Annotated in this window: 18 protein-coding genes and 1 pseudogene; 15 read left to right on the top strand and 4 right to left on the bottom strand. The window is 38.5% G+C overall.

Annotated elements, in window-relative coordinates; all coding sequences use genetic code 11:
* Positions 1–141: 141 nt before the first annotated feature.
* Positions 142–834 carry a Crp/Fnr family transcriptional regulator gene (locus tag N824_RS15640; protein ID WP_048906095.1) on the top strand — a complete coding sequence of 231 codons (693 nt, stop codon included), beginning with the start codon at positions 142–144 and terminating at the stop codon, positions 832–834.
* A 17-nt stretch (positions 835–851) separates the two neighbouring features.
* Here N824_RS15640 and N824_RS15635 read toward each other — a convergent pair whose 3' ends face one another.
* Positions 852–2,243: a glycoside hydrolase family 140 protein gene (locus tag N824_RS15635; RefSeq protein WP_052334158.1), complete on the bottom strand. Its 1,392-nt coding sequence runs from the start codon at positions 2,241–2,243 to the stop codon at positions 852–854.
* 122 nt (positions 2,244–2,365) lie between these two features.
* Here N824_RS15635 and N824_RS15630 point away from each other — a divergent pair, with 122 nt between their 5' ends.
* From N824_RS15630 to N824_RS15605, 6 genes and pseudogenes are all read left to right on the top strand, one after another.
* Entirely contained in the window at positions 2,366–2,932 is a 567-nt protein-coding gene (locus N824_RS15630; protein ID WP_048906094.1) for an RNA polymerase sigma factor, read from the top strand.
* A 68-nt stretch (positions 2,933–3,000) separates the two neighbouring features.
* Positions 3,001–3,996, top strand: a complete 996-nt coding sequence (locus tag N824_RS15625; RefSeq protein ID WP_048906093.1) for a FecR family protein — start codon at positions 3,001–3,003, stop codon at positions 3,994–3,996.
* Positions 3,997–4,113: 117 nt separating this feature from the next.
* Positions 4,114–7,671 (top strand): annotated as a pseudogene (locus tag N824_RS15620) (SusC/RagA family TonB-linked outer membrane protein).
* A 32-nt stretch (positions 7,672–7,703) separates the two neighbouring features.
* Positions 7,704–9,488 carry a RagB/SusD family nutrient uptake outer membrane protein gene (locus N824_RS15615; RefSeq protein WP_048906092.1) on the top strand — a complete coding sequence of 595 codons (1,785 nt, stop codon included), beginning with the start codon at positions 7,704–7,706 and terminating at the stop codon, positions 9,486–9,488.
* A gap of 27 nt (positions 9,489–9,515) precedes the next feature.
* Positions 9,516–10,361: an endonuclease/exonuclease/phosphatase family protein gene (locus tag N824_RS15610; RefSeq protein ID WP_200869892.1), complete on the top strand. Its 846-nt coding sequence runs from the start codon at positions 9,516–9,518 to the stop codon at positions 10,359–10,361.
* A gap of 68 nt (positions 10,362–10,429) precedes the next feature.
* A complete protein-coding gene (locus N824_RS15605) occupies positions 10,430–11,188 on the top strand; it encodes a class I SAM-dependent methyltransferase (protein ID WP_048906091.1) in 759 nt (252 codons plus the stop codon).
* Between the two features lie 49 nt (positions 11,189–11,237).
* Here N824_RS15605 and cls read toward each other — a convergent pair whose 3' ends face one another.
* On the bottom strand, positions 11,238–12,689 hold the full coding sequence (cls, locus tag N824_RS15600) for a cardiolipin synthase (RefSeq protein ID WP_048906090.1): 1,452 nt from the start codon (positions 12,687–12,689) through the stop codon (positions 11,238–11,240).
* 123 nt (positions 12,690–12,812) lie between these two features.
* Between cls and N824_RS15595 the strand changes: the two genes are divergently transcribed.
* From N824_RS15595 to N824_RS15585, 3 genes are all read left to right on the top strand, one after another.
* Positions 12,813–14,972, top strand: coding sequence for a hypothetical protein (locus tag N824_RS15595; RefSeq protein WP_052334153.1), 2,160 nt, complete (start codon positions 12,813–12,815; stop codon positions 14,970–14,972).
* Between the two features lie 66 nt (positions 14,973–15,038).
* Positions 15,039–15,266 carry a hypothetical protein gene (locus tag N824_RS15590; protein ID WP_048906088.1) on the top strand — a complete coding sequence of 76 codons (228 nt, stop codon included), beginning with the start codon at positions 15,039–15,041 and terminating at the stop codon, positions 15,264–15,266.
* A complete protein-coding gene (locus tag N824_RS15585; RefSeq protein WP_048906087.1) occupies positions 15,263–15,712 on the top strand; it encodes a hypothetical protein in 450 nt (149 codons plus the stop codon). The genes N824_RS15590 and N824_RS15585 overlap by 4 nt, the downstream gene beginning before the upstream one ends.
* Positions 15,713–15,722: 10 nt before the next feature.
* Here N824_RS15585 and N824_RS15580 read toward each other — a convergent pair whose 3' ends face one another.
* Positions 15,723–15,971 (bottom strand): hypothetical protein, encoded by a 249-nt coding sequence (locus tag N824_RS15580; RefSeq protein WP_048906132.1) that lies wholly within the window; start codon positions 15,969–15,971, stop codon positions 15,723–15,725.
* Between the two features lie 100 nt (positions 15,972–16,071).
* Here N824_RS15580 and N824_RS15575 point away from each other — a divergent pair, with 100 nt between their 5' ends.
* Positions 16,072–16,521, top strand: a complete 450-nt coding sequence (locus N824_RS15575; protein WP_048906086.1) for a GNAT family N-acetyltransferase — start codon at positions 16,072–16,074, stop codon at positions 16,519–16,521.
* A 7-nt stretch (positions 16,522–16,528) separates the two neighbouring features.
* Here the strand turns inward: N824_RS15575 and N824_RS15570 are convergent, their stop codons facing one another.
* Positions 16,529–19,324 (bottom strand): substrate-binding domain-containing protein, encoded by a 2,796-nt coding sequence (locus N824_RS15570; RefSeq protein ID WP_235207144.1) that lies wholly within the window; start codon positions 19,322–19,324, stop codon positions 16,529–16,531.
* 283 nt (positions 19,325–19,607) lie between these two features.
* Here N824_RS15570 and N824_RS15565 point away from each other — a divergent pair, with 283 nt between their 5' ends.
* The 4 genes from N824_RS15565 to N824_RS15550 are packed head-to-tail and all read left to right on the top strand — an operon-like array spanning position 19,608 to position 26,731.
* On the top strand, positions 19,608–20,942 hold the full coding sequence (locus N824_RS15565; protein WP_048906085.1) for a sugar porter family MFS transporter: 1,335 nt from the start codon (positions 19,608–19,610) through the stop codon (positions 20,940–20,942).
* A gap of 10 nt (positions 20,943–20,952) precedes the next feature.
* Positions 20,953–21,870, top strand: coding sequence for a carbohydrate kinase (locus N824_RS15560; RefSeq protein WP_048906084.1), 918 nt, complete (start codon positions 20,953–20,955; stop codon positions 21,868–21,870).
* 43 nt (positions 21,871–21,913) lie between these two features.
* Positions 21,914–24,994 (top strand): TonB-dependent receptor, encoded by a 3,081-nt coding sequence (locus N824_RS15555; RefSeq protein WP_048906083.1) that lies wholly within the window; start codon positions 21,914–21,916, stop codon positions 24,992–24,994.
* A gap of 18 nt (positions 24,995–25,012) precedes the next feature.
* On the top strand, positions 25,013–26,731 hold the full coding sequence (locus N824_RS15550; RefSeq protein ID WP_048906082.1) for a RagB/SusD family nutrient uptake outer membrane protein: 1,719 nt from the start codon (positions 25,013–25,015) through the stop codon (positions 26,729–26,731).
* Positions 26,732–26,781 lie beyond the last annotated feature (50 nt).

Raw genomic sequence — 26,781 nt, 5'->3', positions numbered from 1 at the left:
AATATTTTCAATTTATAATTATATTTAAATTTATTGATTTATATTGTTTTAACAATATTTATATTTTGAACTTTTAATGCGCATATTCTTCCTTTCTGATATTTATATAGTATTATTGCATATCAAATGCCCGTATAAAAAATGAAGGAATCTCGTTACCTATGTGATCTTAAAAGCTGTTTTCTGTGTAAATTATGTTTGCCAGAATGGTTGCCGGCACTTCAAATTCAAAAAAAGAATTTTGAGGTAAAAAAAGGCGAGGTGATCTTCAAAGAAGGCGATCCGGTAAAAGGGATTTATTTTGTATACAGCGGTACTGTTAAGGTTCATAAAAGATGGGATAAGGAAAAGGAATTGATTATTCGTTTTGCCGGCCCGGAAGATATCATCGGTCATTTGGGGCTAGGAAAAAAGCCGTTATATCCGGTTTCAGCTACTGCATTAGAAAATACAGTAGTATGTTATCTGGAAAGAGATTTCTTTGAAACTACACTAAAGGTAAATACTGAATTAACCTATAAGTTAATGCAGTTTTTTGCAAATGAATTACAAGACTCTCATAGGGCAATGCGTGATCTGGCCCATATGTCGGTTAAAGCGAGGATAGCGCAATCTATTCTGGCTCTGCTACATAAGTTTGGGGTTGATGAGAATGGCTTTATCGCCTTAGGACTAAGCAGACAGGATATTGCATCGTATTCTGGAACAACATATGAAACCCTATTTAAAGTAAGTAATGATTTTATAAAAGAAAAGATAATTGAGGTCTCGGGCAGAAACATTCTTGTATTAAATGAAAATCGGCTTTCAGAGCTCATTGGTGTTAACCATTAGCCGTACTAAATGTTTGATTAACCAGCTTCCAGTATAAGTACCCAATCCAATGCATCTCCACTAGTTGGAGGTGTAAAAGTAAGCTGAGGCTTTTTGTCGATTTTAAAAGCCGAGCTAAATACACCATTTCTAGGGTTAAACCATTTGGCCTTAAAGGATTGGTTTCCTTTCAGATGAGTTGTGTTCACAGTCAATTTACGTCCGGTAGGAGTATAAATGAAAGCATAATGTCCATCATTTGCCCGGGTGGCGCTACAATGTGTTCCGTCTTTAGGATTATCTCCTGAAATTAGACCCTGATCGGGAATTCGGTCAAGCATTGATTGGGACTGGATTAGTTTTTTTACATAGCCCATTTGTTTTGAGCCTGGTAAATCCATTGCTTCTTTCCAGTAATGCCGGGCTAAATTAATTGGTTCGCGGCCGGGAGCATAGAACTGCCATATGTCGTGGCAACCATAAGTATGTCCAAGTGCACCGGCAAATACCTGCCAGTAGGCTAATTTTCGAATGTCGTCTGCTGTTGAGAACCCATTCTTTTTCGCATCGAAACATACCGGATGATCCTCATAAAGAGGTTCCCCATCAACCACTGGTTTTGTGGGCTTTAAATTGTAATCATAAGAAATCTTGTCATAATTACTCCCATCCCTGCAATGTCCTGTCTGAAGCATATTAAAATCCAGCCACTCGTCATTATGAAACCAGGTTGATGAACCGCCATTTTCTTTTGGTTGCGGATGAAAAGTCATTAAGGCTTTATCATTACCTCCGGCACCTTCGGCAATGCCTTCAGCTAAAGCACGCCAAATGGCCACATCTTTTTCACCACGAGGATTGCGGTCGCCACCCAATATCCATATAATGTTAGGTTGGTTCTTGTATCTGTTGCCTAAAAATCTTCCATATTCATTTGCATTTTGAACATTAAAAATTTCAGGACCTTTCCCCCAGGTGCTTTTAAAAACTTTATCACCCCATAGCGGTAACAGACCCATGTATAGATTTTTACGGGCAGCCAATTGAACAAACGCATCAATATCCTTAAAATAGTCTTCATTAAGTTCAGAAACGTTATTGTTTTCCATAGGTTTATGTCCCAGTGCATTGGGCTCGTTTATGCCATCCAGCTCGGCCAATATTACCGTTTGAAGTACCGTAAATCCTTTGGATCTGCGGTTATCCATATAGATCTCCGCGTCTTTAAGGGTCAATCTGTGTAATAACTCCCAGGCGGTATCGCCAAGATAGAAAAAAGGCTTGCCATCAGCATACACAAGGAATCTGTGGTTGTCTGATACATGCAATTGCTGCATTTTTGCATTTTTCCGGTTTATTTTTTGACTATGGGCTGCTGAAATATTCGTTAAAATGAGTAATAATAAGAAAGGCCAGTATATTTTTTTCATCTCCATATATTTAATCGAGTTATTGTAATCATATGAACAACTTTTGCATATATTTAATTAACTAAATATAACCAAATAATAAGAGTTAACATCCTGTTCATATTGGAACTCTACTTTTGAATATGCTTCAAGTTGGAAGAAAAGACGATGACATAGTTCGGCAACTTAAGTTGGGCGATACTGCAGCTTACGATCTCTTGTATGAGATGTATTGGAAGAAGCTGTATGTCCATATATTAACCCGTATCAAAGATGAGGAAGCTGCGAAAGATATTGTCCAGAATGTTTTTATCAATATTTGGGAGCGAAAAGAAACGATCATAATTAAAACCAGCCTTGAACAATTTTTAATGGGGGCAGCAAAATTCCAGGTGCTCAATTATTTCAGAACGGAAAAGATAGAAGAACGTGTTTTTGATCATACTTTAAGGAAGTTTGAAGATGCATCAGTTTCTATTAATGAACTATCAGACTATCTGGATCTGGAAAAGCTCATAGAGGTAGAAATAAAAGGTTTTCCGGAAAAAATGCGCCATGCATACCTGCTTAAACATGCCCATCATTCTACATCTGAAATAGCAGAAAAATTAAACCTTGCTGAGCAGACGGTTTCAAATCATATTTGTGAAGCCATGAGAAGGATCAGGAAGAGGTTAAGTGAAAAATTCCCCGAACGACTGATTAATTAATACAAACTTAACAATTTCTCAAAGTAGATTCGAGTGTTTGAAGTTACTTATAGGAAAGAGGCAGAAGGTTGGAATCAGAGCAGTTTAAAAAAATACTAGAACGTTATGTCAGCGGAATGGCAAATGACGACGAAAAAGAAATCGTTGAGAATTGGTATGCTTCATACGATGATGAAGCTGCTATGCAAGAATTTTCTGCATCCGGTAAGGAAGAAGTCATTAAGGCCGAAATGGAAAATGCTATTTTAGCTAAGAGGGATAATTTTTCAAATACGAAAGTATCGTTATTTAAACATTACTATAAGTACGCTGCAATACTGGCTTTAATTATACCAGCTCTCTTTTTTGGTAGAAAATTCTTAAAGCCATCAAATGATTTTAAAAAAGCGGTAGAAAGCGAGGTGTTTAGTGTAGTAGAGACTAAAAACGGAGAATACAAAAAGATAATCCTCGCAGATCAGTCTGTCATTCAAATGAACCCCAAAACAAGGCTGCGGATACCGGCTAAATATGTTTTGAATTCTTCAGGTGAGCCAGTTTATTCCGATAGATCAATTTTTTTAGATAAGGGAGAAGCTTTTTTTGAAGTTACTAAGGACTCTAAACACCCGTTTGTGGTTTATACCAAACAAATTAAAACACGTGTACTGGGTACTAAGTTCGCCGTGAGTACGCAATCGAAAACCATAACCGAGGTAAGCGTTAGTGAAGGAAAAGTGGAAGTGAGCAATAGTAAAATGGTGTTTGATAATTTACTTCCTGGCAAACGTTTACGCTATAATTCAAAAACAAGTAAGTGGAAAACAGGTGATTTTGCTACGCGTGAGCATAGTTCATGGTTCGAACAGGTAACAGACTTAGATCATGCTTCATTTGCGGCGTTGGCAAAGGTTATGAAAATTAATTATGGTGTAATTCTAAAGGGTAGCAGAACAGTTACTTCAACTTACCTATATAATATACAAATACGATCTGCTCGTTCACTTGATCAGACTATGAAAATAATTTGTTCAGTACATCAAAATAAATATAGGAGGATAGGAAATGAAATAATGATATACTAAAAATAAAAAAACCGGATCTGAAGCAGATCCGGATTGATAAATTCAACAGGAAGTAGTTTGAGACCCTCTACCTGTTGGATCTTGTAGAATCTTATTTATCAATAAAATAACAAATATATGAAAAAACATTTACTGCTTTTGCAGAAGATTATGCGTTATACACTGCTTATTTACGCCATTATAATCGCCAGTACGCAAATATTATTTGCAGACAATTCAAGTGGCCAGGTTTTAAATAAAAGAGTCAATATTACCTTCGAAAATGAAAATCTGCTTATTGCGATAGAAAAATTGCAAATGAAAAGCGGAGTCGATTTTGCCTACGACCCGGTATACCTAAAACTTAAAAGATTCAGAACCCAGGAGAAGGATTTTAGTAACGAGAAAATAGAAGAAATTTTAAAGTCTATTTTTGACGAAACGGGTCTTACTTTCCGTGAGGAGGTGAAAGGAACCATCACCWYRAYKMWMWWYSRAKMTYMCGGTAAGATTACCGGTAAAATTGTCGACGAAAAGGGCGACCCACTGCCTGGGGCCAGCATTAAAATTCTAGAACTAAATACAGGAGTACAGAGTAAGGTTGATGGTACTTATAGTATTAATGTCGCACCGGGTGTTTACACGCTTGTAGTTAGTTTTGTGTCTTACGGCTCATCTACACAGAGCAGGGTTGTGGTAAAACCTGGAGAAACAACAACACTAAATGTTTCACTTACTGCGCAAACAGGCACATTAAATGAGGTATTGGTGGTGGGGTATGGTACACAGAAAAGAGAAAACCTGACGGGAGCTGTTGATCAGATCTCTTCGAAATCATTAGAGAACAGACCTGTGCCTAACCTTACTCAAGGGCTTCAGGGACTGCTACCCAATCTGAACATCAAAATGATGGACGGAAAGCCAACGCAGTCACCCAGCTATAACATCAGGGGAACTACGTCTATCGGGCAGGGCGGAAGTGCATTGATTCTGATTGATGGTTTTGAAGGCGATCCAAGTTTGCTGAATCCAAATGATGTAGAAACGGTGTCTATTCTAAAGGATGCTGCCTCGGCAGCAATTTACGGTGCCCGGGGCGCATTTGGTGTTGTGCTTATCACTACAAAGAGACCCGAAAAAGGCAGAACAACAGTGAATTTCTCCAGCAACTATGCTTTAAAGAACCCTTTGCAAACTCCGGACTTTGTAACCGATGGATACACCTGGGCAAAAATGTTTGCCGAAGCATTTGTAAACGGAGATGGCTCATTTCCTCAGAACGTTAATAAAACCCAGAAATTTTCTCAGGCTTACCTGGACGAGTTTAAAAGAAGAGCCGAATCGGGACAACCTTACAATGAAGTAGAGGTGAATCCAACAACAGGTGAGTATACTTATTACGGAAATACAGACTGGTATGGCCAATTGTACAAAAAAAATACAGTAGCTACAGAAAACAATTTGTCCATCAGTGGGAGTAGTGATAAAACCTCCTTTCTGGTTTCAGGTCGTTTTTTAGGACAGGATGGTCTTTTCAGATATAATACTGATGACTACAACATGAAAAACATCCGTGCAAAGGGATCTGTACAGGTATTTCCATGGTTGACCATAGAAAATAATGCAGATTACTCAGTAATGAATTACCATAATCCTATTAACGTAGGAGAAGGCGGAGGAATCTGGAGGAACATTGCTGATGAGGGTCACCCGACTATGCCGATGTTTAACCCCGATGGTTCCATGACTTTTACTGCTGTATATACCGTAGGCGATTTCTATTATGGAAAGAACGGCATTGATACGAAAAGACAGGTTTTTAGGAATATCACCGGATTGAGATCAAACTTCTTTGATAATAAATTTAGAGTTAATGCTGATTTTACCTTCCGTAATGCCAATAATGGTATTAATCAAAAACGAGTTCAGGTACCTTACAGCAATATAAAAGGGATCACTTCTTATGTAGGTACTACTACCAATGATCTTTTGTTTGATAGAAGAGAAACGCAATACCTGGCTGCAAATATCTATGGCGAGTTTGAAGATAAGTTCGGCGACGACCATTATTTAAAGTTAATGGCCGGATATAACTATGAAGAATCTACCTACAAGAGACTCTCTACACAGCGGAATGGGATCATTTTTGAAGATGCTACTGATTTAAATCTGGCACTGGGACAAGCAATTAATACATTAGGTGCTTATGAGCAATGGGCAATCTTAGGTGGTTTTTCAAGATTGAACTACTCCTTCAAAGACCGTTACCTGTTAGAGGTAAATGCACGCTACGATGGATCCTCAAAATTCCCTTCTGGCCAACGTTACGGATTCTTCCCTTCGGTTTCAGCCGGATGGAGAGTTAATAAGGAATCTTTCTGGAATGTTTCAGATAAAATTATCTCAGACCTGAAAGTACGTGCCTCTTACGGCTCATTGGGTAACGGAAATATAAATTCGTATGAATTTCAAGAGCTTTTTCTTGTCTCGCAGTCCCCATTGGTACTGGGGGGTGTTAGACCACAGACCACTAAGCAACCCGGTGTGCTTCCAGACCAGATTACATGGGAAACTTCCACCACCACCAACTTTGGTTTGGATCTGGCGATGCTATCTAACCGTTTGACATTTAGTGGTGATGCCTATGTGAGGAAAACTACAGATATGTTTACTGTTGGTTTAACAGCACCTGCTGTTTTCGGAAATACTGTGCCAAAAGGAAACTATGCAGATTTAACAACCAGAGGATGGGAAGCCTCAATATCATGGAACGACAGGATTGGTAATGCAGATAAACCTTTTAAATATAATGTACGTTTAACCCTATCTGATAGCAAATCGAAGATTGATAAATATAATAACCCCACTAAATTGCTGACGGATGTTGGTAATAACGGGACCGGTAAAGAGTATTACGAAGGCCAGACAATAGGAGAGATCTGGGGCTATGAAACAGAAGGTTTCTTTATAGATCAGGCTGATATTGATGCACATGCCAAGCAAAGTCCGCAAATGCGCGCCTCGCCAACCAATATCTGGTACCCTGGCGACATCAAACTGAAAGATACAAATGGTGATGGTTTTGTGAATATTGGAGACAATACTGTGAATAAGCCAGGCGATAGAAGGATTATAGGGAATTCTGCTCCAAGATATCTATATAGCATAAGCCTTGGTGCCGACTGGAACAATTTCTTTTTCTCTACATTTTTTCAAGGCGTGGGTAAGCAGCAATGGTACCCGAGTACAGAAACGGAAATGTTCTGGGGTCAGTACAACAGGCCATACAACAACATTCCTACTTTTCATGTAGGCAATATGTGGACACCTGAAAACACAAATGCTTATTTCCCAAGAACGATGTCGCGTGCGGCTTCCAGCAACACCAATAGGGAGCTTGGCGTAGCGCAAACTAAATACCTGCAGAATGTAGCTTATCTAAGGATGAAGAACCTTCAGATAGGTTACAATTTGCCTGCAAAACTGATTTCACGTATTGGGGCACGCTCGGCAAAAATATTTTTCTCGGGAGAGAATTTGTTTACCTACTCACCACTCTATAAAATTGTGAAAACCATAGATGTGGAGAACGCAGTACCTTCAGACCAGGACCTGAACTCTGGCAGTACCAACGGAGATGGTTACAACTATCCTTTGATGAAAAGTTATTCGTTAGGCTTAAGCTTAGGATTTTAACCTCTATTGATGAACATTATAAACAGATAATCATGAAAAAACAATATATATGGATCCTACTGAGCTGCTTGTGTTTTACAGCCTGTAAGAAGCTTGATCAGGAGCCCCAATCTACCCCAACAAATAAAGCTGTTTTTGGCAGTGAAAGTGGTCTGAAGCTCTATACCAACTCTTTTTATGCAATGGAATTTTTACCCAAGAATTCCACCAGTCAGGATGCTGTTTCTGACTACCTCGCTGTAAAATCTGTTTCCGATTTTATAAGACCCGGGATATTCACTCCAAGTCAGAGTACGGGGTGGACATGGACCGACCTTAGAAACATCAATTACTTTATTGAAAATTGTAAAGATCCTTCTGTTCCTGTTGACATTAGAAATAATTATCTGGGTATAGCCAGGTATTTCAGGGCATATTTTTATATGGAGAAAGTTAAGAGATTTGGTGATGTGCCATGGATTGGTAAGCCGCTGAACATCAATGATCCAGCATTGTATGCCGGTCGTGATAAAAGAGCGTTGGTTATGGATTCTGTGCTGGCCGATCTTGATTTTGCCTGTGCTAACATCAAAGCAACTAACGATGCGACCCGCAGTACTGTTACCAAATGGGTGGCCTACGCTTATAAATCCAGAATCTGTCTTTTTGAAGGAACTTTCAGAAAATACCATACTGAACTTGGCCTGCAGTCTAGCGCGTCTGCGTGGCTTGAAAACGCTGCATCAACCGCAAAAGAGATTATGGATAAAGGGGGATATTCAATCAATACAGCCGGAGGTCCGGGTATTTCCTATCGTCAGGTGTTTACCAGCACAGTCCCTGTTGCAAGTGAAGTACTACAGGCTGCTGTGAGTGACCTTACTTTAAATGTATTGAATGAGGCAAACTGGTGGTGGACCAGCGGTACGTATGGTGCCAAAGCAAGTTTTACCAGAACATTTATCAATACCTATTTAAATCTGGATGGAACTCCATATACCAACAACCCTGCTTATACTACCATGTTATTTAAGGATGAAGTGAAAAACAGAGACCTTAGATTAAAACAGACCATCCGTTCGGGAGACTATAAAAGAATAAGCGGAGGAGTACAAGTTCCGGCACCTCCGGTATTCTCGTATACTTTTACTGGTTATCAACCGATAAAATGGACGTTGGATGACATGTATTATGATGCAGGAGCACTTAATATTAACTCGATTGCATTATTCCGTTATGCTGAAGTATTGTTAAACTACGCAGAAGCCAAAGCAGAACTTGGTACGCTTACTAATGAAGATTGGGCTGCAACCGTTGGAGTACTTAGGGCAAGAGGTGGAATAACAGGAGGATTATCAGCAAAGCCAATAATTGCGGATTCGTACCTTACAGCTAACTATTTTCCTGGAATTACTGATCCATCTATTTTGGAAGTAAGGAGAGAAAGAGGTATTGAGCTGAGTCTTGAAGGGCTGCGCTATAGTGATCTCTTAAGATGGAAAAGAGGTCCGCTTATGGACCAGGAATGGGACGGTTTTTATGTTCCTGCTCTGGTTACCCCTATGGATCTTAATGAAGATGGCATACTTGACGTAGCTTTTTACCAGGGGGCAAAACCAAAACCTGAAGTTGCAGGAGTTACCTATGTGGACGTTTCAGCAACAATTGGTGGTAAAATAAATTCGCAGTTGCTCAAAAATGGTACTTTTGGAGAGCTAACCTGGATGAATGAAATAGTGAGAAAATGGGATGATAAGATGTATTATTATCCAATTCCACAGGCGGACTTACAAAAGAATCCTGCTCTTGGACAGAATCCAGGTTGGCAAGGCAATTAATTAGATTATATAACAAATTAAATAAACATGAAAATAAGACAAATCATTCTTTCTATATTTTTGGTAGTAATGAGCGTTAGCGCCTTTGCTCAAAAATTCACTATCGGATCTTTTAATATTCGTTATGACAATGCCGGAGATGAAGGCAACAGATGGTCGCAAAGGGCTCCTGTAGCTGCAAATCTCCTACGTTTTCACGAATTCGATGTCTTTGGTATTCAGGAAGGATTAAAAAATCAGGTAGACGACCTAAGTAAATTGTTGCCAGAGTATGCACATTACGGTTTAGGCCGAGATGATGGTAAGGATGCTGGCGAGCACTCCTCTATCTTTTACCGTCAGGATAAATTTAAGTTACTTGATAAAGGGGATTTTTGGTTGTCTGAAACACCTGACAAACCAGGGAAAGGATGGGATGCTACTTGCTGTAATCGTATTTGTACCTGGGTACATCTTCAGGACATCAGTAGTGGTAAAAAGTTCTACTACTTTAATGCGCACTTTGATCATCAAGGTAAAGTTGCACGTGTAGAAAGCGGAAAGCTGATTGTAAAAAAAATCAGTGAAATAGCAGGTGATGCACCAGCTATTTTTACCGGAGACTTAAATGGCGGTCAGAAGAGTGAATGGTATTTAACATTGGCCAATTCAGGTATTTTAACTGATACCTATACACAGGTCAAAAATCCATATGCAAATAATTCATCGTTTAATGCCTGGGGAAAAAGTGTAGATGGTTATGAAATTATAGACCATGTATTTGTTACCAAAGGTTTTAAAGCCGACAAATGGGGCATACTTACGGATACTTATCATGGTAAGTTTGTTTCAGATCATTTCCCGATTCTGGTAAATGTAACATTAGTAAAATAATCTATTAACCACTAAGAGGCCATACCATTTTATAATGGTATGGCCTCTTTTTTGTTGGGTATTTTACTATGGCAAAAGACAATACAAGCAGATTTAGTAACAGGGTTGAAGACTATGTTAAATATCGCCCGGGTTACCCGATAGAGATCATCGATTTTCTTCAGTCCAGATTTGGTTTATCTCCAGATAAAATTATCGCAGATGTGGGGGCGGGAACAGGAATTTCTGCTGAACTATTTCTTAATTCAGGATATGAGGTCTTTGCTGTTGAGCCAAACATGGAGATGAGAGAGAAGGCGACTGAACTTCTCGGACATCTTCCCGCATTTCATGCAGTAGATGGAACCGCGGAAAACACGAGGCTAGAAACAGATAGCATTGATGCTGTGGTGGCTGGCCAGGCCTTTCACTGGTTTGATAGGGATGCTGCCCGATCTGAATTTAGCAGAATATTAAAGCCAGAGGGGTTAGTAGTACTTATCTGGAACGAAAGAAAAACTAAATCTGCTTTTGAGGTTGCATATGATGAACTGATCATTAAGCACGGAAAGGATTACGTGAAAGTTGATCATAGAAATATTGATGAAATTAAAATCGGACAATTCTATGCTCCAGAGTCTTTTTCCTATCATCTTTTTCAGAACAAACAGGTTTTTGATTTTTATGGATTGCAAGGGAGATTATTTTCATCCTCTTATATGCCTGCAAGAGGAGAAAATGGGTACGAAGCAATGGTTATGGACTTGAAGCAGCTTTTTGAGGATTATAAGGAAGATAATTCAATTACCATTAATTACGATACCAAATTATATATTGGTAAGGTTTGAAGCACGACTGAAGAAGGAACCAACCATGCCGGAATCTATTATGTGCAAGCTAAAGCAATGGCGATAGTAATCTTGCTGCCTTTTCCAATAATTTCTTGTACACTGGGCGTGAATTCCAATAGACGGGATTAATTTTTAAGGCATCTTTCAAATCCCTATAAAAAATATCGCTTAATTCCGTGGCAATTGTAGCGTCATATACAATTGCATTAACTTCAAAATTAAGATCGAAGCTTCTGAAATCCATATTGGCAGTACCAACCATAGCTATCTTTTTATCTGTAACCATTGTTTTTGCATGTACAAAACCTTTCTGATATTGATATATTTCTACACCTGCACTTAGTAACTCGCTATAGTATGATCTTGCTGCAGAGTTTACAAGTATAGAATCTGATACTCCTGGTACTAAAAGTTTAACAGAAATTCCACTTAAAGAAGCAATAATCAATGCATCCAGTAAACTTTCACCAGGAATAAAGTAAGGACTTGTAATGAGTATTTCGCTGGTTGCAAGATTGATGGCTTGGAGTATAGAGAATAAAATTGTTGGCGATTCTGAATCGGGCCCACTGGCAGCAATCTGAACAATTTTATTGTCATTTCCATTTTGCGTGGGTTTTGGAGGAAAAAAATCTGCATTGGGTTGTAGCAATTCATCAGCACAGAAATTCCAGTCGCATAAGAATAGATATTGCAGATATTGTGCTCCCGGACCATCAATTCGCAGATGCGTATCACGCCAGTAGAGTTTATTTGATCCATTGTTAATATACCTGTCGCTAACATTTATGCCGCCTACGAAAGCAGTAACGCCATCAATTACAATTATTTTACGGTGGTTCCGGTAATTAAGACGGTTGGCAAAAAGCATAAAATGCACTTTTAAGAAAGGAAATGCTTCTACACCATTCTCTACCAATCTTGGAACTAACTTTTTGCGGATGCTGCGGCTTCCGAAATCATCATAAATAAAACGAACTGTAACCCCTTCTTTCGCTTTTTCACTCAAAGCTTGTTCAATTGCATGGCCTATTTCATCATCCTCATAGATATAATATTCAATATGGATATGGTGTTTTGCACTTTTAATTGCATTTAATACTTCCGGAAACTTTTGCTCACCATTAATCAGTAGTTTTAAAGCGTTTTTTGCAGTTAATGGACTCATAGAATCCTTTAATATCATAAATGCCAACTCCTTATTGCCAAGAACAGCATTGCCGTTTTCCTTAAAAGTGAGCTCTGAATACTGAAGTACGTCATGCCTGAATTTACTTGCCAGATCATCGTTGCCATAAAGTTTCTTGCTATACATTTTTCTGTGTCGGTAATTAATGCCAAAAAAGAAATAGAAGAGCATCCCAAAAAAAGGGACAAATATGGCAAATAACAGATATGCGAGGCTTTTGGTTGTGCTTCTGGTATCGTATATAATGCGCAGACAAACAAAGATTAAAAGAACAACGTAAATGATTTCTGAAATCAGCAGCCAGTCCATAATGTTGATAAGCAGGTAAAACGAATAGATATGTAGTAAGTTAATAATTCCTGACCAATAAATAGATGAATAAATTATATTTACAGTAATAACACACAAGAACCAAACCTAAGAACCAAATTAATGAAAACACTAACTCTTTTTGCGTTATTTTCTTTTTCAATTTCTATGCATGCCAGTGCCCAATTAGAAAAAACCGCATTTCAGACAGGTAGTGCCTGGAAACCCGAAATAGATGTGCGGTCTGATATTGCAATTGTTTATGGGGCAAATGATAGGCAGGGTATGACGTTTCTGGAGCGCGTAAACTCGTGGCGCGATCATGGCTACCAAACACACTTTATGACAGGAATAGCATGGGGTGAGTACCAGGACTATTTTTTAGGTAAATGGGATGGAAAAAACCATCAGGATATTGGACAGGTAGAAAGAAATGGAAATGTGATATGGCATGGGGGAGGTGTTCCTTACATAGTGCCTGTTCAGTCTTTTCTTGAATATATGAAAACGGCTATCATTAAAAAGGTAATTGATGCCGGTATAACCTCTATTTATTTGGAGGAGCCAGAATTTTGGGCAAGAGCGGGATATAGCGAGGTATTTAAACAAGAGTGGAAAAAGTATTATGGTTTTGACTGGCGGCCTCAACATGAGTCGGCAGAGAACACTTATTTATCAAGCAAACTAAAATACCATTTGTATTATGAGGCAATTAAGGATGTTTCCTCGTATGCCAAATCATATGGTAAAACCAAAGGGCTAGCTATTAAAGTATATATTGCTACGCATTCATTGGTTAACTATTCATCATGGCAAATAGTTAGTCCGGAGGCGAGTTTAGCTTCTTTGCCAGGGATTGATGGATACATCGCTCAGGTTTGGACAGGGACATCCCGTGAGCCAACATATTTTGATGGACATAAGAAAGAGCGGGTATTTGAAAATGCCTTTCTTGAATATGGTTCTATGGTTTCTATGACCGCACCTACGGGTAGAAAAATGTTCTTCCTTACAGATCCTATTGAAGATTGGCCACGCGATTGGAGTGATTATAAGCTTAATTATCAGGCCACATTTACAGCTAAGTTGCTGTATCCGATGGTTAATAACTATGAAGTAATGCCCTGGCCGGAGCGTATTTATACCAGACCTTACAAGTTGGCTAATAGCAAAGAGGCAGTGTTAATTCCTAAGTATTATTCTACCCAAATGCAGGTAATGGTTAATGCGTTAAATGATATGCCCTTGTCTGAAAATAAGGTTACAGGTAAGAATGGTATCGGTGTTTTGATGGGTAATAGTCTAATGTTTCAACGATTTCCTGATCATAAGGGATATGAGGACCCACAGTTTTCTAATTTCTATGGACAAACATTGCCACTGTTAAAAAATGGGGTGCCAGTACAAACGGTACATATGGAGAATCTTTCGTTTAAAGGAACGCTTAAAGACATAAAGGTATTAATAGTTAGTTATTCAAATATGAAACCTGTTTCGGCCGAAGTGCATAAATATGTTGCAGATTGGGTTAAAAGTGGTGGGGTGCTGCTCTATTGCGGACGCGATGACGATCCATATCAGTCAGTTATGGAATGGTGGAATACAAAAGGCAATCAATTTAAAGCCCCTTCAGATCATTTGTTTGGCTTAATGAATGCAAAGCCGATCGAGAATAAAAAAGTATCGGTAGGCAAAGGGGCAATCTATTTGATTAAGCAAAATCCTAAAGAGTTTGTGTTAAATGCCAATTCATCAAAAGTCTATCTGGATCTTGTTAAACATGCTTATGAGTATGATGCTAAAGCAGGGGAACTATCCTTTAAAAACAATCTTTATTTGCAAAGGGGGCCATATGATATTGTTTCTGTAATGGACGAATCTGTAAGTAATGAGCCATATAAAATTAAAGGTCCAGTTATTGATCTTTTTGATCCAAATCTTCCGGTGCTTGCAGAGAAGGTGATTAAACCCGGGGAACAAGCTCTTTTATACAATGTACTGCGCATAAAAGATAAAACTAAGCCTATGGTTTTGGCTACAGCATCAAGAATATATGATGAAGTCAGGAATGGAAGAGCATATTCATTTGTATGTAAAAGCCCTGCAAAAACGGTTAACAGTATTCGTGTTTTACTTCCGGCTAAGCCCATAAAGAATACTATCTTGGACAGCAATGGCGAGGAAATAGCTGACGTAAAATCCTCATGGGATGAAAGTTCAAATACACTTTATCTGGGTTTTGAGAATAGCCCGGATGGGATAAAAGTAAACCTTACATGGTAACTGGCAACTAACGCGCGAATATTTCAAACAACCTGCGATAAGCATTGTTGTTAAAATAAAAAAATCATGATCACACCAGAAAACAACATACCTCTTGATGATTCTGAAAATTCAGAAGCAGAGGATCAGCAAAGTCAAAAAGACATTCATTCAAATGGTTTGGATGATACCTTTGAAGAAGAGAAAATAGAACAGCCGGAAATAGAATTATTCGAGCAAGCCTCTAAGGCTTCAGAAGCATCTTATACTTTAGAGCCTGAAAAGGGAATAGCGCCGAAAAAGGAAGGTAAATGAAGAAAGTTTTAATTCTACTTGTCCTTACCTGCAGCTCAATTGTTGGTAGGGGACAGGTAGCATCTGTAAACTCTATAATGAAGGAGGCTGAAAAAAGCTATCATTCAGGCGATTATGAGGCTACATTAATCAAATTGGAGCAGGCACAAAAAAATGCAGGGAAAATAACCTCTGGTATTTTATATTGGAGGATTTTAGCACAAAAAGCCATATTACCCGGCGTTAAAGATCCGGTGTTTTATACCAATATGAAGAAGTTTGAAGCGCTGGAAATGCTAAGGGAAAATTGTAGTTTTTACTTGAAAAGTTATGGGAAATTGCCAGCTTTTAGTGAACAATGTAATAAAGTATATGAGGTGCAGCGGAGTTTGAAAGGCTATCCAGTAGCAAAAGTAGAGTTTGATGAGATTATGCACCTGCAGAATGCGGTGAAGTCGAATCAGTAAAAGACAGCGTTTACTTTATTGCCAATTCCTGTTCTTCGTGAAGGAGGATACTATCTCTTATTGAATTGAGCAAAGGCAAGTCGACTTTACAATCCAGACTCTGCCTGTAATGCTGACGATCCTCATTGTCTATTTCAATTGTTCCAATTCTTTCTTGTTGATCATTATAGATCTGATATTGCTCATTTTTGATTGCCTTTATGTTTAAAAAGCGACCGAAGGCTTTGTTATCAGCAACTTCTATTCTAAACTGTTCCATTATATTTTGAATTAATGTAACCAGTTTAACAAACCAAATTAAAGATTGTTCCTGAAAAGTAACTGTTTTTGCATTAATTTTGCTACTTAAACTACTTATAATGATTTCATTAACCCGAACCACTTCTGAAAATCCAGATTTTAAATCATTAGTACTGCTACTCGATAAAGAACTAGCCATCCGCGATGGCGATGATCATGCATTTTATTCTCAGTATAACAAAATAGTAAACATCAAAAATGTTGTAGTTGCTTATGATAGTGGTAAGCCGGTTGGCTGCGGTGCTTTTAAGCCATTTGAAGCGAATACAGTGGAGATAAAAAGAATGTATGTAACCAAAGATTCCAGAGGCAAGAAGATTGCGAAGCAGATTTTATCAGAACTTGAGCGATGGGCAGTTGAAATAGGATATGAAAGCTTTGTTCTGGAAACGGGATTAAAACAACCTGAAGCTATTTCGTTATATAAAAATATGGGATATGAAATTATACCTAACTATGGTCAGTACCAAGGCGTAGAAAACAGTGTTTGTTTTCAAAAATATGGCTAACCGTTTTCTATTGAAGTCGGGTCTTTTTATATTCAGTAGGGGTCATTCCGTATTTGTTCTTAAAGATGGTGGAGAAATAAGTGGGGGAGGATATACCAACCATATAAGTGATTTCGGAAATGGAATACTCTTCGTTGGTTAAATAGTACTTAGCTTTTTTAAGTCGCCTGTTCAGAATGTAATCTGTTATGCTACAGTTTAATAAAGCCTTAATTTTACGGTAGAGCTGAACTCTGGATATGCCTATTGCTTTGCTGATGTCATCAACACTGAAGTGCTCATTGCTGAGGTTATGCTCTACAATCCCGGCAAAGTCATTTAAGAATTTCTTGTCAATTACATTTGTAGTTGTCCTTTTAACGCCTGATGAGGAGATGTCGCTTGTATAATGCTCTTTTAAAATAACCCTGTTCTTAATCAGGTTTTCTACATTTGCTTGCAGGTATTCGAAGTTAAATGGTTTAGTGATGTACACATCTGCCATGCTCTGTATACCATTTACTTGCTGTTCTATGCTGCCTTGCGCAGTTAATAATATAATTGGAATGTGTGAGGTACGAATATCAGATTTGAGTTGCTGGCTCAGGTTTTTTCCGGATATACCAGGCACAACAACATCAGTAATGATCAGGTCTGGAATTTTTTCGTATGCTTCTGCCAATCCGTTCGTGCCTGTAGATGCCGTAAATATTTCATAGGTTCCCTCAAATTTATCCGTTAAATAATCCAGGAGATCCTGATTGTCCTCAATAATTAATATGGATTGATCTTTAATATGCTCAAATGCACGGTCTTTTTCTTTAATAGCCGCATGATCATGTTCTGTAGTGTATATTTTTATCTGATCATAAAGCTTTGCACTTTGCTGTTCCTGGGCAACTTTTTCTTCAGCAGTAAGGTGAGTCTCTCCTAGGGGAAGCGCTATTGTAAACGTAGTTCCCTGCCACTTTTGGCTGCTCACAGAAATACTGCCTTTGTGCAAAAGAATCAATTCTTTTGAAAGGGATAGCCCTAAACCTGAACCTCTGCTGTAATTTACATCCGATTGATAGAACTGATCAAAAATATGTCTAAGCTCTATGTCAGTCATTCCCAGTCCATTATCTTCTACATCAATATGAACAGTATCTTCAGTTTTGCTTATTGTAATGTATATTCTGCCATTATCGCTGGTAAATTTTAAAGCATTGCTTAGTAAGTTAAATATCACTTTATCAAGGATGTTTACATCAAACCAAACTACTCCCGGACTTTCTTTAATCACTAGTCTTAAGTCTATATTTCGTTTTTCAGCACTGTGTTTAAAGCTATCCAGGATTTCTTTTATAAAATCTATAATGTTATTGGCAGTGGCATGCAGCTTGAATTTTTTATGCTCAATTTTCCGGTAGTGCATCAATTGATTTACTAATCGAAGTAGCCTATATACGTTTTTATTAATTAGCTTAAGATTATTACCTGCGGATGCTTTTATCCGTTCATTTTTCAGCAGATCTTCCAGAGGTGATAAGATCAGCGTTAGAGGCGTTCTGAATTCATGAGATATATTGGTGAAAAAATTAAGTTTAGCCTCTGTTGCTGCTTGAGCTTTTTCCGACATTTCAATCAGCTGATTGCGTTGGTTTAAGATTTCCGCATTTTTTTGCTCCAGACTCTTGTTAATTTTTCTATTCTCTAACAAAGCATGAAAGGCGAGCCCCCCGAACACAACCGCTAACACAAGTGTAATCACAATGAAATTCAATACTAACCTCTGGCTATTATATATCTTGAACTGGTCTGCCAGTAGAGTCTGTTGGCGTTCAATATCATTTTGCTGGCTGTTTATTCTTGCCCATTGAAGTTTCATCAGCTGTACATTACTGCTGTCGATAACTACAGTTTGCAGAATATTCTCTTTAGAGAATGATTCTCTGTTCAGTATCCTCATGGCTATATTAATAGCTTCCTTACCCCCGGTCGGGTAAAGTACACTGGCCGTAAGTGTTTTGTTGCTTACCAGGTTTAGTCCGCCACCATTACCCGGCAAGGCATCAACACCAATAACTTGTATGCGCTTATCGAGGTTAAGCTTTTGAAGTACCCTGCGTGTGCTTGTTGCCATTACATCGTTATGTGCAAATATGGCGTCAACATTCTTAAGTTTATCCTTGTTTTTAAGCAGTTGAACCTCTGTGTTTTCGCCAAGCCAGTCGCCATAAAACTGACCACTCACTTTAATTTTAGGATGCTTTTTAAGCGCATCGATAAACCCTCTGTCGCGTTCAATGGCAGGTGAGGAGCCGGGCAATCCCATTATCTCTACAACATTTCCTGAGCCTTTTAGGCTGTTCGCCAGATATTCGCCGGCAATTTTACCAACCTGATAGTTCTCTGCACCAACATAAGCAGTGTAAAGAGGCGAGGAAGTTTTACGATCGATGACAATTACAGGAATTCCTTTATTATATGTCTCCTCAACGATTTTTGTTAAGGGAAGGGCTTCATTTGGAGAAATAATAAGCAAATCAATACCCTCCTCAATCATTTGTTTAACCTGGTCTATCTGTTTGCTGCTGCTGTTATTGGCATCAGCGTAACTTAATTTAGTTCCAGGACGTAGTGAAAGCTCGGTTTTCATCTCATCGAGCATTGTTTTTCGCCACAAATCAGATCCAACACATTGCGAAAAGCCAATTTTATACTCGGGGGTTTCCTTTTTATCTGAGCATCCTATTAAAGGTAATATCAGCCCAAATACAATTACGATCAGCATTGTAACCTGGTATTTAAAAAGACTTTTAAAATTGACTGAATTGCTCATTTATTTGGTTGGAAACTAAGTAGTAATCATTAAAGCTATAAATTATATCCTTCATTTTAAAATTTCGAACAAGCAGCTGTAATAAGCAGTGTAACGAGAGTTAAAGAATTATGTAACCAGATTTAATGTAAGGGAAATTACCGCTTTTGTTTATTTATAACTATCTGATTATAAGGTTGTTTATTTGTGTTTGATTTTTTAAAGAATTTGATGTAAGAATCATAACACCTGCTTCTGATTAACCGCTAATTTGCAATCATTAACCATTTATAAATCGAACTTCATGAAAAAAAATTCAGTGCTTGCCTGGTCGGTAGTAGTAGCATTAGGTGGGTTTCTTTTTGGCTTTGATACCGCAGTGATATCAGGAGCCGAGAAATCAATTCAACAATATTGGAATCTTTCTGTATTTGAACACGGTCTAACCATCTCAATAGCTTTAATAGGTACTGTGATTGGTTCATTACTTGGTTCCAGACCGTCTGATAAGTTTGGCCGTAAAAACACTTTGTATTTTGTTGCGGTAGTTTATTTGTTGTCATCATTAGGAACTGCATTGGCAGATAATTGGTATGTTTTTCTTGTATTCAGATTTATCGGAGGTTTGGGAGTTGGCACATCCTCAGTAACGGCTCCAATTTATATATCAGAAATTTCGCCGGCCGACAGACGTGGCCGTTTGGTAGGATTGTTCCAGTTTAACGTGGTACTTGGAATTTTGATTTCTTACCTTTCAAATTACCTGATTAGCCAGGGTGGGGAATCATCGTGGCGCTGGATGTTGGGAGTGCAAGCGGTACCATCTTTAATTTTTCTGATCCTAATTAAGTTTATTCCGGAAAGCCCACGTTGGCTTATCCTTAAAAAAGGAGCTACTGAAAAGGCTCTGGAAATACTAAGGATTATTAATCCGCTGAACTGTGAGACTGAGTTAGCGGCAATTAAAGGATCGGACAAGAAACTGGGAGAATCTTCAAAAAACAATGAAAGCTTGTTTTCTGGTCAGTATTCGAAACCGGTGATATTTGCGGTGTTGTTTGCATTTTTTAATCAGGTGTCGGGTATTAATGCCATTATCTATTATGCGCCTAGAATTTTTGAAATGGCCGGACTTGGGGCACACTCTTCGCTGTTATCTACAGTTGGAATTGGGCTGATTAATTTTGCTTTTACCTTATTAGCTTTAAATTTTATTGATAAAGTTGGTCGCCGTGTTTTGATGTTAATCGGGTCGTTTGGCCTTATCGCTTCCTTATTTTTAGTGGCCTTTACATTTTATACCGAGCGTTTTAGTGGCATGGCTATTCCCATCTATATGATGGTGTTTATTGCTTTTTTTGCATTTTCTCAGGGAGCAGTTATTTGGGTATTTATTTCAGAAATCTTCCCAAATCAGGTGAGGGCCAAAGGGCAAACCTTAGGTAGCTCTACGCACTGGGTAATGGCCGCGCTGGTTGCTTTTTACTTCCCTTATTTTGCCGAAACTTTTGGAGGCGCGGTAACTTTTAGCTTTTTCGGCTCCATGATGGTTTTACAATTGTTATTTGTATGGCGCTTTATGCCTGAAACGAAAGGAAAATCATTGGAGAGCATCGGCGACAATATTGTTTTACATTAAATTCTAAACCATGAAACAAGAAAAATCTTTAACAGCAGAGGCAGTATGCTATGGAGAAATACTTTGGGACGTTTTACCTGATGGTCCTCAGCCGGGCGGTGCGCCTTTAAATGTTGCTTATCACCTCAAAAAATTGGGTGTAGCATCTGGTTTGATTAGCAGGATTGGTGATGACAACAATGGGCATAAGCTGGAAGAATTGATGGGCAATTGGGGGATTAATAAGAGCTTCCTGCAAACTGACAAAGAGCACGCTACCAGTGAAGTGCTTGCCAGAATGAACAATGGGAATGAGGTAACTTATGAGATTGTTTTTCCGGTTGCCTGGGATTTTATTGATGAAGCAAATAAGTTAAAGGAACAAATAAAGCCATCAAAATATTTCGTTTACGGTAGTCTGGCTTCCAGAAATGATACCTCCAGAAATACCCTTATCGAATTGTTGGATACTGATGCAATAAAAGTTTTTGATATCAATATTCGTCCGCCTTTTATTAATCATTCTTTGTTAGAGGTGTTATTGACTAAAGCTGATATTGTAAAGTTTAACGAGGCAGAGTTGAGTATGGTGCAGACCATGTTTAGTGGTTCATTTGAGGGAGAACCACAGATGGTTAAGTTTATCCAAAACCGTTTTAATGTTCCCGAAATCGTTGTTACTAAAGGAGAGTTTGGAGCTTCGTATTACAAGAATGATGAAGCACATCATATTTGGGGCAATGAGATAAAAGTAACGGATACGATTGGTAGTGGCGATTCTTTTCTGGCTGCTTTTATTGCCAGTCATTATCTTAAAGATCAACCTAAAGATATATTAATGAAAGCGATAGCCATGGGCGGGTTTATTGCAACCAAAAAAGGAGGCTGTCCTCAGTATGATATTGCCGAATATATTCAGTTCAGAGATCAGATATTTAAACCTAAATAAACCTAAACAACAACCAAATATTTAAACCATAACCAAATAAATCATGAGAAAATTTTTCTTGCTATGCAGCTTGCTGCTGATAGCGATAAGCGCGAGCTTTGGGCAAACCAGAGTCATTAGCGGAAAGGTAACTGATGGAGAATCAGTGCCTTTAGAAGCGGTGACAGTAGCAATTCCAGGCACTAAAATCACCGTTCTTACTGATCAGAACGGAAATTTCAAGATCAGCGCAGAGAACGGACAAACCATAAAGTTTATTTATATGGGTGCCGATCCATATAGCTACACTGTTACTGCCGAGTCTCAAAATATTCAGATCAAACTTAATGTTGCCAGTACCAGCTTGAATCAGGTCGTAGTAACCGGATACCAGAAGGAACGCAAGAAGGATATTACCGGGGCCGTAAATGTTGTAGACGTGAAAGGTATTAAGGATATACCCGTTGGGAATCCGGTTAAGTCTCTTCAGGGACGTGTGCCGGGAGTTTTTATTACTACAGATGGTTCTCCATCAGGCGGTGCCACGGTGAGGATTAGAGGTATCGGAACCTTAGGTAACAATGATCCACTTTACGTAATAGATGGCGTGCCATCAAAGAGGGGTTTACAAGAATTAAATCCTAATGATATTGAATCTATTCAGGTTTTAAAAGATGCTTCTTCATCTACAATTTATGGTTCAAGAGCTGCAAATGGGGTAATCATTATCACTACTAAGAAAGCCAGAGCCGGATATTCAAAAATTGACGTAAATGTTTCTGCTTCTATTCAGAATTACGCCACAAAACTAAAAACGCTGGATGCAGAGGGCAGAGGAAAAGCTTACTGGCAGGCGGCCGTTAATGATAAAGTGGATCCAAATAAGCATCAGATCTATCAGTTTGACTGGAATAATGATGTGAATAACCCCGTTTTAAATAAAGTTATTTATCCTGAATTTATTGATAATGCCAAGACCATGAGACCTGCCAATACTGATTGGTTTGATGCCATCTCGCAAAATTCAATTATTCAGTCATATGATGTCGCCTTGAGCAATGGCAACGAAAAAGGGAATACGATGTTTTCTTTAGGCTATTATCAAAACAAGGGTATTGTAAAGTCTTCTAAAAACGACAAGTTTACCGCCAGACTAAATACTGATTTTAATTTTTTAAATTCCAAGCTTAAAATAGGAGAAAATCTTACCGCCAGTTACATTAAGAATGCACTTACCCCAGTTAGTGATATTTTGTTTGCATCCCTTGTACAGCAGCCAATTGTGCCGATACACACTGTAGATGGTGGGTGGGGTGGTCCTGCTTCGGGGATGACTGACAGACAGAACCCGGTGAGATTGATCGAAGATAACAGGCAAAATTCAAGCAGTTTCTATCGTATCATGGGAAATATATATGCTGATTATAGTATTATCCCTGGATTAAACTTACGTACCAGTTTGGGAGTAGATTATAATGGTACTTACCAAAGAACACTGCGTAAATCATACATTTCCGGATTTTTAGCAGATCCGTCTAATCAGGTCACGAATTTACAAAATTACGATGGTAACATAGTTTGGCAAAACACGCTGAACTACAAACTAACCAGTAATAAACATCAGGTGGAATTTTTGCTTGGTCATGAGCAAATTAAAAACATCAATCAATCATTCCTTGCCAGCAGACAGGGGCTAGCCTTAGAAACTATTGATTATGCTTATCTCGGGGCTGCGACAGGCAATACCTTAAATGAGGGAATAGGATCCGGGAATGCGCTGCTCTCTTATTTTGGAAAAGTAAATTATGTTTTTAATGACAGATACATTGTTTCAGCTACAATAAGGAGAGACGGTTCTTCGCGCTTCGGACAAGATAACCGTTATGGTACATTTCCTGCATTTTCTGCAGGATGGCGCGTTAGCGAGGAAGAGTTTATGAAAAAACTTCCATTTATTTCTGATTTAAAACTTAGATATGGCTGGGGTAAATCGGGTAATCAGGAAATTCCGAATAATGCTAACAGAGCACTATATGCCGCTATATATGGCATGGATCCGACATGGGATTTCGATGCTGGAAGTGCTTACGATATTACAGGTAGTGGCTCCGGACAGTTGCCATCAGGTTTTACCTCAATACAAAGGGGGAACAATGCCCTGAAATGGGAATCTTTACAGGAATCTAATTTTGGTTTGGATTTTGGCTTGTTAAACAACAAAATCACAGGTTCATTTGATTATTTTATTAAAAATACCTCCGATATTTTAATTAAACCCGCTTATCTGGCTGTTCTGGGTGACGGAGGTAGTAAATACATCAATGGTGCTTCAATGCGTAATAAAGGATTTGATGCCTTACTGTCTTACGATAACAAGTTTTCTAATGATTTTTCAATGAATCTGACGGGTAATTTTTCATTGTACCGAAATGAAGTTACTTATTTGCCAGAGGATGTTTTAGCTTCTTATCCGGGCAATGGAACCGATAAAACTGTTTTGAACAGGCCAATTAATTCATTTTTTGGGTATATCACCGATGGCTTGTTTCAAAATGCAGACGATGTAAATTCTTCAGCGGCTCAGCCTGGAAAAGGAATTGGCCGAATCAGATATAAAGATTTAAACGGAGATAATGTTATAGACGACAAGGACAGAGATTTTATAGGTAATGCAAGTCCTAAGTTTACCTGTGGTTTAAATGCTTCTTTTACATACAAAGACTTTGATCTTAGCTTCTTTGTGCAGGCAATTAGCATCAAAGTAACAAATGAATTTAAAACGTACACTGATTTTTCATCCTTGTGGACAGGGACAAACTGGGGCCAGAGAACTCTTGAGGCATGGACTCCATCTAACCCATCCTCAACCATTCCTGCGCTTACCTTAATTGATAATAATAACGAGGGCAGGTCATCAACCTATTTTATTGAAGATGGCTCTTATGTAAAACTAAGAAACTTACAGCTGGGCTATAACCTTAAGCGTATGTTTAAATCGAAGATTCAGAATGCCCGCGTATTCATACAGGGAAGTAATCTATTTACGATCAAGAGTAAGTCGTTTACCGGTACCGATCCGGAAACTCCAAATTATGGATTTCCAGTGCCTGTAATAGGAACTATTGGCCTGAACATTACATTGTAACTAAAAAATAAACAGAACATGAAAAGATTATTATATACACTAGTGGTTCTTGGTGTCCTTCTTACGTCTTGTAAAAAGGTACTTGACGAACCAGCACAGGGAGTTGCTTCTGGTGAAGAACTAAATACTCCTGAAAATGTTGACAAGATGGTAATTGCAGCTTACTCATCTTTGGGTAACGACCATTATACCTCTCCTTACTCAAGTATGTGGCCATATGGTAGCGTTAGAGGTGGAGATACTTACAAAGGAGGAGATGGACCCGGAGATTTGTCTGAATTCCATCTTTTTGAAACCTTTGTTACAAATAGGGTAGATAATGGCTTGTTAGATCAGTTGTGGTTTAGGCTTTATGTAGGTGTTGGAAGAGTTAATGACGCCTTAAAAAGAGTAAATGCTTTATCTGAAGCGGATTATCCTAAAAAAGCAGAAAGGCAAGGAGAACTAAAATTCTTAAGGGGGCACTATTACTTCCTGCTTAAAATCCTTTTTAAATACATACCCTTTATTGATGAAACGCTTGTAAAAGAGGATTATCCAACTGTTTCTAACAAGGCATTAAGTAATGAAGAGTTGTGGGACAAGATTGCCACAGACTTCAAAGATGCAGCTGCTGTGCTTCCACCAGATCAAAGTGATAAAGGCCGGCCGAATAAATTTACTGCAAAGGCTTATTTAGCTAAAGCGCTTTTATATCAGGCCTATATTCAGGACGAAAGCAATACCGTAACTTCCATAAGCAATGAAAAATTAACAGAGGTTAATGCTTTATGCGATGAGGTAATTGCATCCGGCAGATATCATTTAAGTGATGATTTTGCTAATAATTTTCTGGCTGCAACTGAAAACGGACCAGAGTCCGTGTTTGCTATTCAGTATTCGAAAGATGATGGAACACCTAAGGGGCGGCTTGACTATGGACACGCGCTTAACTACCCGATGAACCAGGATTATGGCTGCTGCGGATTTAATGTGCCTAGCCATGATTTGATTAACTCATTTAAAACTGATGTCAATGGTTTACCAATGTTTGGTACCTACAACGATGTTGATGTTGCGGCCTCACTTGATTTTCAGACCAGTACTTTTGATCCTCGTTTAGACCATACCGTTGCTAAACCTGGAGCTCCTTTTAAGTATAAAACAGATTTTATATTTGAACGGTTTTGGGCAAGAGCACCTGCAGTTTATGATGCATTTGCAAGTTTAAAAGAAGCGGTATTGCCTGGTGATGCGTCTTTCCAGAAAATCCCGCCATTTATGTCGAGCTCTAAAAACTGGGAGATCATACGTTATTCGGATGTGTTGCTATGGAAAGCCGAGGCAGTTATTGAACTTGGTAGACAAGATGAGGCTTATCCGTTGATAAATCAGGTAAGAGACCGTTCATCAAAAAGTAAAGCGCTTCTTAAACTTGCTAATGGACATCCAACCTCAAATTATAATGTTCAGTTATACCGGCCGGGCGTGAACTGTACATGGACCCAGGAATATGCCAGAAAGGCGCTTCGCTTTGAAAGAAGAATTGAATTTGCAACTGAAGGCTATCATTTCTTTGACCTGGTACGCTGGGGAGTAGCTGCGCAAACTATGAATGCTTATTTTAACATTGAAAAATCAAGAGCCAACCATTTGGCTAATGCTAAATTTACAGCCGCGAGAGATGAATATTTCCCAATTCCATTAAATCAGGTTAATTTTAGTAAGGGCTTATACCAACAAAATAAGGGCTGGTAATGGATTTAAAATACTATAATTACATAAACATACAATTTAACCTAAATAAC

It is taken from the genome of Pedobacter sp. V48 (genome assembly GCF_000523515.1).
Lineage (GTDB): Bacteria > Bacteroidota > Bacteroidia > Sphingobacteriales > Sphingobacteriaceae > Pedobacter.
This window is presented reverse-complemented; position numbering and strand designations above follow the sequence as displayed.

Excerpts from the sequence above, each read along its gene's own strand:
- N824_RS15575 (WP_048906086.1), top strand. The coding sequence starts at position 16,072 with ATGATTTCATTAACCCGAACCACTTCTGAAAATCCAGATTTTAAATCA.
- N824_RS15605 (WP_048906091.1), top strand. The coding sequence starts at position 10,430 with ATGGCAAAAGACAATACAAGCAGATTTAGTAACAGGGTTGAAGACTAT.
- N824_RS15550 (WP_048906082.1), top strand. The coding sequence starts at position 25,013 with ATGAAAAGATTATTATATACACTAGTGGTTCTTGGTGTCCTTCTTACG.
- N824_RS15555 (WP_048906083.1), top strand. The coding sequence starts at position 21,914 with ATGAGAAAATTTTTCTTGCTATGCAGCTTGCTGCTGATAGCGATAAGC.
- N824_RS15630 (WP_048906094.1), top strand. The coding sequence starts at position 2,366 with ATGCTTCAAGTTGGAAGAAAAGACGATGACATAGTTCGGCAACTTAAG.
- cls (WP_048906090.1), bottom strand. The coding sequence starts at position 12,689 with ATGGACTGGCTGCTGATTTCAGAAATCATTTACGTTGTTCTTTTAATC.
- N824_RS15565 (WP_048906085.1), top strand. The coding sequence starts at position 19,608 with ATGAAAAAAAATTCAGTGCTTGCCTGGTCGGTAGTAGTAGCATTAGGT.
- N824_RS15580 (WP_048906132.1), bottom strand. The coding sequence starts at position 15,971 with ATGGAACAGTTTAGAATAGAAGTTGCTGATAACAAAGCCTTCGGTCGC.
- N824_RS15590 (WP_048906088.1), top strand. The coding sequence starts at position 15,039 with ATGATCACACCAGAAAACAACATACCTCTTGATGATTCTGAAAATTCA.
- N824_RS15560 (WP_048906084.1), top strand. The coding sequence starts at position 20,953 with ATGAAACAAGAAAAATCTTTAACAGCAGAGGCAGTATGCTATGGAGAA.
- N824_RS15585 (WP_048906087.1), top strand. The coding sequence starts at position 15,263 with ATGAAGAAAGTTTTAATTCTACTTGTCCTTACCTGCAGCTCAATTGTT.
- N824_RS15570 (WP_235207144.1), bottom strand. The coding sequence starts at position 19,324 with ATGAGCAATTCAGTCAATTTTAAAAGTCTTTTTAAATACCAGGTTACA.
- N824_RS15640 (WP_048906095.1), top strand. The coding sequence starts at position 142 with ATGAAGGAATCTCGTTACCTATGTGATCTTAAAAGCTGTTTTCTGTGT.
- N824_RS15635 (WP_052334158.1), bottom strand. The coding sequence starts at position 2,243 with ATGAAAAAAATATACTGGCCTTTCTTATTATTACTCATTTTAACGAAT.
- N824_RS15595 (WP_052334153.1), top strand. The coding sequence starts at position 12,813 with ATGAAAACACTAACTCTTTTTGCGTTATTTTCTTTTTCAATTTCTATG.
- N824_RS15610 (WP_200869892.1), top strand. The coding sequence starts at position 9,516 with ATGAAAATAAGACAAATCATTCTTTCTATATTTTTGGTAGTAATGAGC.
- N824_RS15615 (WP_048906092.1), top strand. The coding sequence starts at position 7,704 with ATGAAAAAACAATATATATGGATCCTACTGAGCTGCTTGTGTTTTACA.